10 protein-coding genes are annotated in these 13,028 nt (G+C 71.9%); 4 read left to right on the top strand and 6 right to left on the bottom strand.

What is annotated here, in order from left to right; translation table 11 throughout:
- Positions 1-72: 72 nt before the first annotated feature.
- The 3 genes from ACOZ38_RS13990 to ACOZ38_RS13980 all read right to left on the bottom strand — a co-directional run bounded on the left by ACOZ38_RS13990 (position 73) and on the right by ACOZ38_RS13980 (position 2,761).
- Entirely contained in the window at positions 73-453 is a 381-nt protein-coding gene (locus tag ACOZ38_RS13990) for a DUF5335 family protein (RefSeq protein WP_424530955.1), read from the bottom strand.
- An 80-nt stretch (positions 454-533) separates the two neighbouring features.
- Positions 534-2,024, bottom strand: coding sequence for a sensor histidine kinase (locus ACOZ38_RS13985; RefSeq protein ID WP_424530953.1), 1,491 nt, complete (start codon positions 2,022-2,024; stop codon positions 534-536).
- Entirely contained in the window at positions 2,021-2,761 is a 741-nt protein-coding gene (locus ACOZ38_RS13980; protein WP_405146982.1) for a response regulator transcription factor, read from the bottom strand. The genes ACOZ38_RS13985 and ACOZ38_RS13980 overlap by 4 nt, the downstream gene beginning before the upstream one ends.
- A 135-nt stretch (positions 2,762-2,896) precedes the next feature.
- Here ACOZ38_RS13980 and ACOZ38_RS13975 point away from each other — a divergent pair, with 135 nt between their 5' ends.
- The 4 genes from ACOZ38_RS13975 to ACOZ38_RS13960 all read left to right on the top strand — a co-directional run bounded on the left by ACOZ38_RS13975 (position 2,897) and on the right by ACOZ38_RS13960 (position 6,810).
- A complete protein-coding gene (locus ACOZ38_RS13975) occupies positions 2,897-4,279 on the top strand; it encodes a ferredoxin reductase family protein (protein ID WP_424530951.1) in 1,383 nt (460 codons plus the stop codon).
- A 15-nt stretch (positions 4,280-4,294) separates the two neighbouring features.
- Positions 4,295-4,753: an FMN-binding protein gene (locus tag ACOZ38_RS13970; protein WP_424530949.1), complete on the top strand. Its 459-nt coding sequence runs from the start codon at positions 4,295-4,297 to the stop codon at positions 4,751-4,753.
- The gene (locus ACOZ38_RS13965) at positions 4,754-5,521 is read left to right on the top strand and encodes an FAD:protein FMN transferase (protein WP_424530948.1); all 768 of its coding nucleotides are present in this window, start codon (positions 4,754-4,756) and stop codon (positions 5,519-5,521) included.
- Positions 5,522-5,604: 83 nt separating this feature from the next.
- Positions 5,605-6,810, top strand: a complete 1,206-nt coding sequence (locus tag ACOZ38_RS13960) for a MalY/PatB family protein (RefSeq protein ID WP_424530946.1) — start codon at positions 5,605-5,607, stop codon at positions 6,808-6,810.
- A gap of 64 nt (positions 6,811-6,874) precedes the next feature.
- On the opposite strand, the gene ACOZ38_RS13955 is transcribed toward ACOZ38_RS13960, so the two are convergent.
- From ACOZ38_RS13955 to ACOZ38_RS13945, 3 genes are all read right to left on the bottom strand, one after another.
- Entirely contained in the window at positions 6,875-8,623 is a 1,749-nt protein-coding gene (locus ACOZ38_RS13955) for a cholesterol oxidase substrate-binding domain-containing protein (RefSeq protein ID WP_424530944.1), read from the bottom strand.
- A 320-nt stretch (positions 8,624-8,943) separates the two neighbouring features.
- On the bottom strand, positions 8,944-9,882 hold the full coding sequence (locus tag ACOZ38_RS13950; protein WP_405146973.1) for a diacylglycerol/lipid kinase family protein: 939 nt from the start codon (positions 9,880-9,882) through the stop codon (positions 8,944-8,946).
- A gap of 167 nt (positions 9,883-10,049) precedes the next feature.
- On the bottom strand, positions 10,050-12,821 hold the full coding sequence (locus ACOZ38_RS13945; RefSeq protein ID WP_424530943.1) for an immune inhibitor A domain-containing protein: 2,772 nt from the start codon (positions 12,819-12,821) through the stop codon (positions 10,050-10,052).
- Positions 12,822-13,028: the final 207 nt, after the last annotated feature.

Here is a 13,028-nt window from a genome sequence, read left to right as displayed (position 1 = left end):
CTCAACGCTCGCCGCGACATGCCAGCATGGCCCTCCGCCCAGGGAAGGCCAGGGTTCGGGCGGCGTGCGGGGTCAGGCCGTGCTCTCCTCGGCGGCCGGGAGCAGATAGAGCGTCACGATCGTCTGGTTGCCCTCGGCGTCGGAGACGTCGAAGGCCCGGATGGAGCCGTGTGCCACGGTGTCGTCCATGATGCGCCGCGGGTGGTCGATGGCGTGGCGCAGGACCACCGGGTAGCGCCCGTCGCGGCCGCCCACGGCCACCGAGAACTGGTCGTCCTTGGGGTCGTACTCCAGGTAGGCCAGCGGGATCCTCTCCGCCTCGAACAGGTCGCCGAAGTCCTTGCTCACCACCTCGATGGCGGCCTCGGCGCCCTCGTAGTCGCGCGTCATCGCGTCGAAGAACTCGCGCCATTCGTCACGCGGAAGCTCAGGCCGCTGCTGGTTCATGGTCATGGTCCCCCTCACCGCCGCCGTGCCCGCGGGCCGCGTCGTCACCATGCTCGGCGACCCCGCCGCCCCGCCACATCACCCGATCAGGTAGGACTCCCCGAGGGAAGGGCCTCCCGCGCGTGGGAGGCCGGCAGCAGGATCCTGAACACCGTACGGCCCGGGCGGCTCTCGACCTCGGCCGAGCCGCCGTGCGCGCTCGCCACCGCCCTCACGATGGCCAGCCCGAGGCCCGTACCGCCCGAGGCGCGCGAGCGGCCGAGGTCGGCGCGGACGAACCGCTCGAAGATCTCCCCCCGGAGCTCCTCGGGGATGCCGGGCCCGTCGTCGGCCACCGACAGCTCCACCCACGGCCCTCCACCGGCCGGCGGGCCCACCCGCACCATCACGGTGGTGCCCCCGGGGGTGTGCGTGCGGGCGTTGTCCAGCAGGTTGGTCAGCACCTGGTGGAGCCGGTCCGCGTCCCCCGAGATCGTGACCGGCTCCTCGGGCAGTTCGAGCCGCCAGCGGTGCTCGGGTCCCGCCACGCGGGCGTCCCCCGCGGCGTCCAGGGCCAGGCGGGTCAGGTCGACCTCCTCGCGCCGCAGCGGGCGGCCCGCGTCGAGGCGGGCCAGCAGGAGCAGGTCGTCCACGAGGTGGCCCATGCGCACGGACTCGGCCTGGACCCGCTCCAGCGCGTGCCGCACCTCGGGCGGCACGGGACCCGGGTGGCGGCGGGCCAGCTCGGAGTGGCCGCGGATGGCCGCCAGCGGGGTGCGGAGCTCGTGGCTGGCGTCGGCGGCGAACCTCCTCAGCCGCTGCTCGCTCGCGTGCCGCCGGGCGAGGGCGTCGCCGACGTGGTCGAGCATCCGGTTGAACGACGCGCCGACCTGGCCCACCTCGGTACGCGGGTCGGTGTACGGGACGCCACTGGGCAGCTCCACCTCGCCGTCGGCGAGCGGCAGCTCGGTCACCCCCCGCGCGGTGGCGGCGACCCGGCGCAGGGGCCGCAGCGACACCCCCACCCACAGCGCCCCGGCGACCCCGGTCAGCACGAGGGCGACGGCGAAGACGGCGGCCTCGACGGCCTCCAGGCGGTGCACGGTGGCCTCGGCCTCCACCAGCGGGAGCCCGGTGACCAGCGTGTCGCCGTCGAGACCCGGCACGGCCATCAGGCGGTAGTCGCCGAGCCAGGACAGCCTGACGGTGCGCCCATGCCCGTCGGCGGGAAGCGCGGCCAGGGCCGCCGCGTCGGCGGCGGAGAGGGTCAGCGTGGCGCCGGTCGCGGAGATGTCGTCGGTGTCCCGCTGCGGGGCGACCACGCCGCACTGCGTGACCACCCCGGCCACCAGCCTGGCCCCGAAGGTCCCGGCGGACTGCCCGCGCGTGTCGCCCTGGGAGTGCTCAAGGCTGGAGGCGAACCGGCCCCTCGACGTGGTGAGCTGGTGGTCCAGGCCCGAAAGCAGGGACCGGTTCAGTGCGAGGACGCTCACCACCCCCACCGCGGCGCACGCGCACGCGAGGAGCACCAGCAGCCCGGCGATGAGGCGGCCGCGCAGCGTCACCGGCGGCAGCGGGCGCGCCATGGAAAGCCTCACGACGGCACCGGTTTGAGCACGTAGCCGACGCCGCGCACGGTGTGGATCAGCGGCGCCCGCCCGGCGTCGATCTTCTTGCGCAGGTAGGAGATGTACAGCTCGACCACGTGCGCCTGCCCGCCGAAGTCGTAGGACCACACGCGGTCGAGGATCTGCGCCTTGCTCAGCACCCGGCGCGGGTTGCGCATGAGGAAGCGCAGCAGTTCGAACTCGGTGGGGGTCAGGTCGACCAGTTCCCCGGCCCGGGTGACCTCGCGCGCCTCCTCGTCCATGACGAGATCGCCGACGGCCAGCCGGTCGCCAGCTCCGGCGCGGGTCATCCCGGCCCTGCGCAGCAGGCCGCGCAGCCGGGCGAGCACCTCCTCCAGGCTGAACGGCTTGGTCACGTAGTCGTCGCCGCCCGCCGTGATCCCGGCGACGCGGTCCTCCACGGAGTCCCTGGCCGTCAGGAAGAGCACGCAGACCTGGGGCATCTCGGCGCGCAGCCGGCGCATGACCTCCAGGCCGCCGACGTCGGGGAGCATGATGTCCAGGATGACCGCGTCGGGGGCGAACTCGCGGGCCAGCCTGATCGCGGTCGCGCCGTCGCCGGCCGTCCGCACCTCCCAGCCCTCGTAGCGCAGCACCGCGCTCAGGACCTCGGCCAGGTCGGGCTCGTCGTCGACGACCAGCGCGCGCACGGGCGTCCCGTCGGGGCGCAGCAGGCCGGTGATCGGAGTGGGCGTGGTTTCCTCCATGAGGCTTACAGGGTCCTACCTGTACCGCAACGCACCCTATGCGATTCTGCTGAGAATCCTCTGAACGCCGCTCTTCATAGGAAAAGCAGAGATTCCGCTGGCACGGTGGCCGATATCTCGACGAAAGGGGATCTCTTGACCACCACGCACGCCGGCCACCGGCCGGGCTCCGGCGGGCGGCACTCGGCCGCGCCGGAGGCCCCGGGCCGGGGACGCCCGAGCCTCGCGCCCGTGGTGACCCAGGCGCTCATCGCCGCGGGCGCCGTGGCCGTGGTGGGGCTGTGGTGGGCGGACACCCCGTCGGTGATCGGGCCCGGCGGCTGGCTGACCGGCGCCGGACGGATCACCGGGCTGCTGGCCGGGTACGCGATCGCCGTGCTGATCGCGCTCATGGCCCGGGTGCCGGCGCTGGAGAGGGGGGTCGGCGCCGACCGGCTGGCCCGCTGGCACGCGATGGGCGGCCGCTACACCGTGGGCCTCGTCGTGGCGCACACGCTGCTGATCATCTGGGGGTACGCCGTCACGACGCGCACCGGCGTCGTGCACGAGACCGCGAGCCTGGTGCTCTCCTACCCCGACATGCTCAAGGCGACCGCGGCGGTGCTGCTGCTGGTCGGCGTCGGCGCCGTCTCCGCCAGGGCCGTGCGGGCGCGCGTGCGCTACGAGACCTGGTTCTACCTGCACTTCTACACCTACCTCGCGGCGGCTCTCGCCTTCGGCCACCAGTTGAGCAACGGCGCGGAGTTCGTCGGCGACCGGGTCGCCCAGCTCGCCTGGTACGGGCTGTACGGCGTGGTGGGGGCGCTGGTGCTCTGGTACCGGTTCGTGACGCCCGTGGCGCGGGCGTTCCGGCACCGGCTGCGGGTCGCGCACGTCGTGCCGGAGGCGCCGGGGGTCGTCTCGGTCTACCTGACCGGCCGCCACCTGGGCGAGCTGAAGGCCGAGGCGGGCCACTTCTTCCGGTGGCGGTTCCTCACCCGCGACCTGTGGTGGGCGGCCAACCCCTACTCCCTGTCCGCGGTCCCCGCGAGCCACGAGCTGAGGATCACCGTCAAGGACCTGGGCGACCAGAGCCGGTCGCTGGCCCGCCTGCGGCCGGGCGTCCGCGTCGCCGCCGAGGGCCCGTACGGCGCGTTCACCGCCGGCCGGGCGACCCGGCGCCAGGTGCTGCTGATCGCGGGCGGGGTGGGCATCACCCCGATCCGGGCGCTGTTCGAGACGGTGCCGGGCGAGGTGACCCTGCTCTACCGGGCGAGCACGCCGCGGGACGTCGTCTTCCAGCGCGAGCTCTCGGCCATCGCCGCCCGGCGGGGCGCGGCCCTGCACTACCTGGTCGGCCACCGGGCCGAGGTCGGCGAGCCCTTCACCGCCGAGGTCCTCACCTCCCTGGTGCCCGGGCTGCGCGACCACGACGTCTACCTCTGCGGGCCGTCCGGCATGACCGCCACCGCGGTGGCGGCGCTGCGCCGCGCGGGGGTGCCGCGCCGCCGCATCCATCACGAGTCGTTCGAGTTCTGATCCAAGGAGCCCCCGATGCGAAGAGCCATATTCGCCGTGCTGGTCACGGCCGCCGGACTGATCCTGCTGCTCTCCTTCAAGCCCCACGAGGTCGCGTCCGCGGAACGGCCGCCCGCCGCCGTCTCGGGAGGCACGAGCGGAACTCAGGGCGATCCGGCGCCGAGCCAGGACGCGAGCGGCGGGCCGTCCGGGAGCGCCGCCCGCACGGTGACCGGCGACGCGGTGGACACCCGCTGGGGGCCCGTACAGGTGCGCGTCTCCCTCTCGGGAAGCAGGATCACGGCCGTGGAGGCCATCGTGGTCCCCGACTCCAACCCCCGTGACCGGGAGATCAACTCCTTCGCCGTGCCCGTCCTCACGCAGGAGGCGCTGGACGCGCAGAGCGCCCAGATCGACACCGTGTCCGGCGCGACCTACACCAGCGAGGGGTACGCCGGCTCCCTGCAGAGCGCGCTGGACAAGGCGGGCCTGTAGGTGAGGCACGTCGAGCACGTCATGGGCACGGTCTTCTCCTTCGACGTGCGGCACGAGCCGTCCGGCGGCCTTCGGGAGGCCCTCGGCGAGGCGGTGGCCGAGCTGCACCGGATCGACGAGGTGTTCTCGACCTACCGGGAGGGCAGCCCGGTGAGCCGCCTCGGGCGCGGCGAGATCACCCTGGCCGGGTGTCCCGAGGAGGTCGCGGAGGTGCTCGCGCTCTGTGAGGAGGCGGCGCGGGTCAGCTCGGGGTACTTCACCAGCGCGCCCGGCGGGCGCCTGGACCCGTCCGGCATGGTGAAGGGGTGGGCGGTGGAACGGGTGTCGGCGATGCTGGCCGGGGCGGGCGCGTCCCGGCACAGCGTCAACGGCGGCGGCGACGTGCGGGTGCGCGGCGAGGCGGCCCCCGGCAGGCCGTGGCGGGTGGGCGTCGCGCACCCGCTCCGCCCCGGCGCCCTCGCCACCGTGGTGTCCGGCCGGGACCTCGCCGTGGCCACCTCCGGGGTCGCCGAGCGGGGAGCGCACATCGTCGACCCGCACACGGGCGCCCCCGCGACGGCCCTCGCCTCGGTGACCGTGGTCGCCGAGAGCCTGACCAGGGCGGACGCGATGGCCACCGCGGCGTTCGCCATGGGGGACGCCGCACGCGACTGGGCCGAGGGGCTGCCCGGCCTGGAGGCGTTCGCGGTCACCCGCTCGGGCACCGCCTGGTGGACGGGCGGCTTCCCGCGCTATGGGCCCACGCACCCCGGCACAAGCCGCAAATGATGTGCTATGACGTGATTGACAGTTAAGTGGGCAATGCCGGGCATGCCATCGGCCCAGGCATGTCCCGACAGCGAAGGACTACTTTGGCCAGCAGCAGCGCCAGTCACGGCCCCCTCGCCGCGTACACCCTCGCCGAGCTGCGGGAGCGGCACAGCGCGAAATGGCGGGAGTACCCGCCGGACGTGCTGCCGGTGTGGGTCGCGGAGATGGACACCCCGCTCGCCGAGCCGATCGCGGCGGCGCTGGTGGCGGCCATCGGGCGGGGCGACACCGGGTACGCCGTCGCGGGAGGGCTGCCGGAGGCCTTCGCCGGGTTCGCCGCCCGGCGGTTCGGCTGGCGTCCCGACCCCGCGCACATGCGCCTGGTGCCGGACGTGATGGCCGGGATCGTCGAGGTGCTGCACCTGGTGACCGAGCCGGGAGACCGGGTAGTGATCAACACCCCCGCCTACCCGCCGTACTTCTACTGGCTGCCTCGCATCGGCCGCGAGGTGGTCCAGAGCCCCCTCGCCCTGACCCCGGACGGCTTCCGGCTGGACCTCGCCGCCCTGGAGCGGGACTTCGCGGCCGGGGCCGCCGCGTACCTGTTGTGCAGCCCGCACAACCCCACGGGCCTGGTCTTCGGCGAGGACGAGCTGCTGGCCGTCGCCGGGCTCGCGGATCGCTACGGGGTGCGGGTCGTGGCGGACGAGATCCACGCGCCGCTGGTCTACCCGGGGGCGCGTCACGTGCCGTTCGGATCGCTGGACGCCCCGGCCTCGGCCCGCTCGATCACGCTGGTCTCGGCGTCCAAGGCGTGGAACCTCGCCGGGCTCAAGGCCGCGCTGGCGGTGCCGGGCGTGGAGGCCCGGTCCGACGTCGCCGCCATCGACGCCGAGGTGAGCGAGAGCGCGGGCCTGCTCGGGGTGATCGCCTCGGAGGTGGCGTTCGACGCCGGGGAGCCGTGGCTGGCCGAGCTGATGGCCGGGCTCGCCGCCAACCGCGCCCTGCTCGGCGACCTGCTCGCCGAGCGGCTGCCCGAAGTCGGCTACCAGCCGCCGCAGGCGACCTATCTGGCCTGGCTGGACTTCCGCGCGCTCGGGCTCGGCGACGACCCCGCCGGGTGGTTCCTGCGGCGGGGCGGGGTCGCGCTGTACCCGGGCACGAAGTTCGGGGCCCCCGGGTGCGGGTTCGCGCGGTTCAACTTCGCGACCGCCGCCGAGCGGGTGACCGAGGCGGTCGGCCAGATGGCCGCGACGCTCGTCAGCCGCCCGCGCGCGGGCGTGACCAGGGCGCTCAACGCGCTGTGACCGTCCGGGCCGAGGGGGCGCCGGGCCGCTCCCACAGCGGCCCGGTCCCCCCCTCGGTACGCGCTCAGTCGAGCAGGGTGGCGAGGAAGGAGTTGGAGAAGACCTGGTGCGGGTCGAGCGTGTTGAGGGTGGCCACGGCGGTGTCCCAGTTGTCGCCCGAGGGCTGCCCCGCCCGGTAGGCGTTCGGAACCGTGGTGTCGCGGATGGTGGCGTCCGCCCACGCGGCCGTGCCCGAGTACGCCCACCCCTTGGACCACTCGGGCCGTACGGCGGCGTAGGAGCCGGTGTAGTTGGACAGGATCCACTGCTCGGTCTCGCGGTAGAACTGCTGGGAGTACGGCGTGCCGGGCACCGTGAGGATGTCGAGCCAGACCGCCACGTTCCAGTCGGCGTGGTCGGGCCGTGACCGCAGCGCCGAGAGCTGCGGGGACACCGCGCCGGCGACCTGGGAGTCGGCCGGGTTGTCGAGCCCGGTGACGCGGATCTCCAGCGGGCCGTTCATCGGGTAGCGCCCCTGGTTCGCGTACGCGGTGATCGCGCCCTGGTAGTAGGCGTAGAACTCGCTGACGACGCGCTGGATGTCGCTCCTGTTGGTCAGGATGGCGTAGCCGTTTGCGGTCACCCGCAGCGTGGTCGGGCGCACGTACAGCATCAGGTTCTTCGACCAGCCCCAGATGTCCCACGTGCCGGTCAGGATCAGGCCGGAGCCGACGACCCCCATCTGGGTGTTCTCGAAGGCCGGGGTGAGCGCGGCGTTGCCCGCGACGATCTGTGACAGCAGGTCGGAGGCGTCCTTGGACAGGAAGTCGGAGAAGGAGTAGTTGTAGGGGCTGTTGACCTGCCGGGAAAGCAGGGGCTTGGAGGGGGCGACGCTCCACACCTTCAGCCAGGGCACGGTGGTGAAGGGGAACCAGATCGCCTCGACGCGCCCGGACGAGTTCACGTAGCTCGCGAAGGAGTCGGAGCCGGCCGAGGCGGGCGGCGCGAACATCGTGTTGACGTTGATGTGGTAGAAGCTCTGGCACCTGAGCCGCTTGTTCGCCCCCACCCGCAGCGTGACCTCGGTGACGAACGTCCGGCCGAGGTTGACCAGCAGCGCGCCGATCGCCGGGTCGGACCGCTGGAAGGACCTGACGGCGTACTGGCTCGTCCCCGGGTCCCAGACGACGGCCTTGAGCTGCGTGACGAGGTTGCTGACCGAGCCGAAGGTGTGGCCGGGGGTGAGGGTCTCCCCCGTCTTCGGCACCGCCGTGCCGTGCCCGTCGATGGCGAGCACGCCGCCGAGCGACAGGTCTCCCGGCGCGGGGGTGGCGGTCAGGCCGTAGCCCGCTCCCTCCAGGGTGGTCAGCAGCGCCTCCATCGTGACGCCGGTCTGGGCGGTGACGCTGGCGGGCGAGCCCGCGTTGACCGTGACGGCGGTGAGGTGCTGGGTGGTGTCGACCAGCAGGGTGTTCCCCGGGGCCCCGGCCGGGATGACCAGGGGCGACCAGTTGTGCGACATGCCGCGGGGACGGACCTTCCAGCCGTTGGCCCTGGCCCAGTTCGCGAGGGTGACGACCTCCGCGGCCGAGGCGGGGGCCGACGTCCAGACGCCGTCGATCTCGATCTCCCCCGACCAGTTCTCGTAGGTCTGCTGGTAGAGCGAGATCCCCGCGGGGTAGTCGGGCGGCGCCGCGAGCGTCGCGCCGCTCGCCGGGGTGAGGCGGGCGGCGGGCGTCCACTGGAACGCGCTGAGCGCGGCGGCTCCGGCGGCGCCGCCGAGTAACGCCCGTCGCGTGAGACCGTGCCGGCCGGTGTCGTCACCGTATGCCATGAGGTGCCTCCGTTGATCGCTTGTTTTCGGGCGTGCGGCGGCCTGGGGCGACGATGGAGGAGACCCGGACCGTCCCGTGCGGCGGCACGGGGCCGGGGCCGTTCCCGTGCGGGGGCGCGCCGGGGGTATGGCGGATCGACGTCCGCGAGGAGGACGGGGACGCCGGCCGCCCTTTCCGGGGTGGCCGGAGGTGCGGGCTCGCGCCTAGGCCCGCGTGTGGTGAGCTGTCAGGAACTCACAGTTTCCCGATGGCTTTTTATACGCCCGCGCAACATGGCGGTCAAGCAAATGCTTGTTTGTGTTAACGGGCCGGGAACGGATCAGGTGTCCAGGAAGCCCGGGGGGACCATGACCCGCAGGCCGTTGGGGATCGAGCGGATCGTGAGCGGGGTGCGCAGGCGCACCTCGCCGTCCACGTCGGCGGCCATCGAGGGCTCGGTCTCCAGCAGCATCTCGCCGCCCGTCACGAACGGGCCGCCCGCGAGGCTGCTCCAGCGGCCGCTCGTGGCCCTGACCAGGGTCTCGGCGAGCAGCCTCAGCCGCTTGCCGGAGCCGAGCTGGTAGGCCACCAGGCGGCGGTTGTCGATGCTGATGTCGCGGGCGATCTGCCAGCCGCCGTGGTAGCGCCCGTTGGCGATGTTGAGCTGGTGCGTGAGCAGCTCGTGGCGCCGGCCGTCCACCGTGATGAAGGCGCGGAACGGCGAGTGCCCGGGCAGGATCGTCAGCGCGGTCAGCGGGTACGCCGCGCGGCCGAGCACGCGCTTGAGCCACGGCTTGACCTTGCCGGCCACCTCGACCGACACCCCGAAGCTCGCCAGGTTGGCGAACGGGCGGTCGCCCGCCATGCCGAGGTCGATGTCGGCGACCTTGCCGCGGCTGAAGACCTTGACCGCGCGCGCGAGATCGAGCGGGAGGCCGAGGCTGCGGGCGAAGTTGTTGGTGGTGCCGAGGGGCAGCACGCCGAGGGCCACGTCGCGGTGGGCGACGTGCTTGACGGCCTCGCTGAGGCTCCCGTCGCCCCCGCCGACCACCAGCAGGTCGGGCTGGAGCTCCAGAGCCTCCTGGATGATCTCGGGGAGCCGGGAGGGGTCCATGACCGCGTAGGTCCTCAGCGGGCGGAAGCCGTCGGCCTGGAGCAGCCGCAGGGCCTCGAAGTAGCGGTGACGGCCCCGCCGGGACCGCGTGTTCACCACCAGGGCCACCCTGCGGAGATCGCGGATCGCCTTGGTGTGTTCCGCCTTGCTCCGCAGCTCGCTCACCGATCACCCGTCCCGTAGATGGCTTCGGGAGACATGCTATTCAGTGCCGGGAAGCAGGCGGGACGGGTTTCGGCGTCGCCGTAACCCGTCCCGCGTGGACCTTCGCCGGTCAGTTCACCGGCTCACTGCTTTACCGCGTCCTCACCGCGTCCGGAGGCTTCTCCGGCTCACTTCTTCGGCGCGGTCACCTGGGCGATGACACCCAGGTTGCCCGGAAGCGGTGCGATGAGCTTGATCTGCACGCCGAGCTGCTTGCCCTCATCGCCGGGGTTGCCCGAGCCGAGGGTGAAGCCGTTGACGCTCTCGCCGTACAGGTCGGTCGCCGGAGTGCCGTCGGCGTTGACGACCCGCAGCGAGTACTGCTGGTTGTCCTTGGAGGGGACGACCACCGAGGCGTCGCGGAACCGGTAGTAGAGCCCGTCCTCGCGGCTCTCCAGGCCCGGGTACCAGGTCTTGGCGTCGGTGAACGCCTTGACCGGGTCCTGCGGCGCGAACTTCGTGCAGTACTCGGTGAACGGCTCGCCCTCGATGCACTCCTTGAAGGTGTACGTCTTGTTGAAGCCGAACGCGATGTTCGACGCCTGCGGGCGCGACGGGATGTTCTTCAGCACGCTCCGGTCCACCTCTGCCGCCTTGCCGCTACGGCGCAGCGGGTCGAAGTGGGAGTCGACCAGCAGGAGCTGGCCCTTGGCGCCCGCCGACGGCAGCGACCAGGTGTTGGACGCCGCGTTGTTGTAGCCGAGCGAGGTGTCGCGCAGCCAGACGAGCATGCCAGGAGCGTTGTAGGGAACCTTCTCGACCTTCCAGGCGCCGTCGCGGCTCCAGGTGGTGTCGTAGGTGTAGCTCAGGCCCTTGTCGAAGCCGTCGAGGTTGCGCCACTCGGCCAGGTAGTACTGGGCGCTCTTCAGCGTCCCGCTGTGCTGCACCCAGCCGGCGCCCTTGGTGTCGGTGAAGGTGCCGCCGGCGGCGGTCCAGCCGGCCGCGCCGGACTCGACGTCGTCGCTCCAGACGGTGGTGCCGCCGCTGGTGACCGAGAAGTCGTCGGCGAACCAGCCGCGCTCCTCCGCCGCCGCGTCGGTGGCGTACCGCAGGCGCAGCTTGACGCTCTTGCCCGCGAACGGCGCGAGGTCGGCGTAGTAGTGCTGCCAGCCGCCGGAGTCGCCGGTCAGGCCGTACTTCTTGTTGCCGTAGTCGCGCATGCGCTTGTTCGGGTCGGCGTAGTCGTCCGCGGTGGAGACGAGCGTGCCGTCCGCGCCGTAGATCTTCTGCTCGGCCCAGGTCGCGCCACCGTCGGTGGAGACCTCGACGAACCCGTAGTCCCAGTCCTGCTCGATGGTGAAGTCGTTCCAGAGCCAGAACTTGGTGTCCGTGCCCGCCGGGACCGCGATGTCGCGGGTCAGCTTGATGTCGGCCCAGTCCTGGTCGTTGTTCGACCACCACACCTTGGTGCCGCTGTGCGGCGTGGTCAGCGTGACGTCCTTGTCGGGCAGGTTGATCCGTACACCGTCCTCGGTCAGCTTCGGCGTGCGGGACGCCTGGCCGACCGTGACCAGCTTGGTGCCGTCACCGGGGTTGAGCACCTTCGGGTTCGCCCAGCCGAGCACCCACTTGTCCCACAGGCCCATGTGGATCGGCATCGACTGGAAGATCGGCCCGGAGTGCGAGCCGGTCGACATGAGGTCCCAGAACTCCACGTCGCTGTCACCGGCGCCGGTGGCGTCGTACAGGTCCGGGAGGCCGAGGTCGTGGCCGTACTCGTGGGCGAACACGCCGACGCCCGAGTTCTCCGGCTGCACGATGTAGTTGGAGATCTTGACGTTGGTCCCGGGGACCGTGTAGCCGCCCGCGATCGCGCTGGAGTGGGCCCAGATGGCGAAGGTGCCCTGGGCGCCGCCGCCGCCGGACTTGTCCTCGCCCGCGTGGACGAGCACCAGGTGGTCCACCACGCCGTCGGGCTCGTTGTAGTTGCCGTCGCCGTCGGCGTCGGAGGTGTCCTCCTGGTCGTAGTCGGCCCAGGGGAAGTTCGGGTTGCTCTTGGCCAGCTCGTTCACCGCGTCGATGCCGAGCTGAGCGGCGCCGCGGGGGTTGCTCGGGTGGCCGGAGGAGTCCTGCACCGCGGCGTGGCAGGCGCCCGCGCCGTACCAGGCCTCGGAGTGCGGCACCTTGATCCAGCCGATCGCCTCACCGCTGACGGTGTAGGCGCCCTTGGACATCTCCTCGTACATGTTCTTCATGGTGTAGCCGGAGATGTCGATGCCCGGCTTGCCGTCGCGAGGGTCCTTCAGGTCCGTGCGGACCCGCTTGGTGACGCCCTTGCTGGAGTAGAGCATGTCGTTGTAGAAGGCGTTGTTGAAGTCCGCCACCCACATCGAGTTGTTGTCCTTGCCGCCACCGGCCGCGAGCGCGGGGTTGGCGATCTTGTTGTGCAGCGGCCCGTTGATCTTGGTGCCGGGCGGCTCGGTGACGCAGTCGTCCGCGTCGTCGATGCTCTTCGGGTGGCTGAAGCCCGAGAAGTCGTCGTTCGCGTTCTCGTTGAACTCGACCAGCAGCGTGAGCAGCTTGGCCTTCTGCGTGGTCTTGGCCTTCTTGTAAAGGAACTCGAAGGGGTTCTTGCCGGTGCGGACGGCCGTGCGCTCATGCTTGGCCAGTTCGCGGGCGGCGACCGGGTTGCCCTCGGCGTGCTTGTGGTCGAACTCCTCGGCGGTGGGCGCGGTACCGCGCCGCTTGGCCGCCCCGATGTCCACCTTCTCCCCGGACTTGGGGGTGGTCTCGCTCTGCACCCTCGGGGGGGCGTAGTTGATGTAGTAATCACTCGCCGTGGGCTGATACCTGGCCACCGAGGTGTCCCCCGGTGCCGCGGCACCCGTGACCGCGAGGCCCGCCGCCGCCAGTCCCACCACTGGCAGCATCGCGGCGAGACGCCTGATTCTGCGTGACAACAGGGTTTCCTCCTCCGCCCGGGTTGTCCGGGCTCCACCCGGGGTCTCCGGGCGACGTCCAAGGCGCGCCGGGATGAACGCGCCGACCGTTGGAGATCTGTGGCGTTAACCATGGAACGCCCCAGAATCGGCAAAGCGGACGTTAGAGGATGGAGTAAAGCAAAAGTAAAGCCAACCAAGGATGTTGCGAAATTGTCATCGTGGGAA

Source organism: Sphaerisporangium viridialbum (assembly GCF_049674955.1).
Classification (GTDB): domain Bacteria; phylum Actinomycetota; class Actinomycetes; order Streptosporangiales; family Streptosporangiaceae; genus Sphaerisporangium; species Sphaerisporangium viridialbum.
This window is presented reverse-complemented; position numbering and strand designations above follow the sequence as displayed.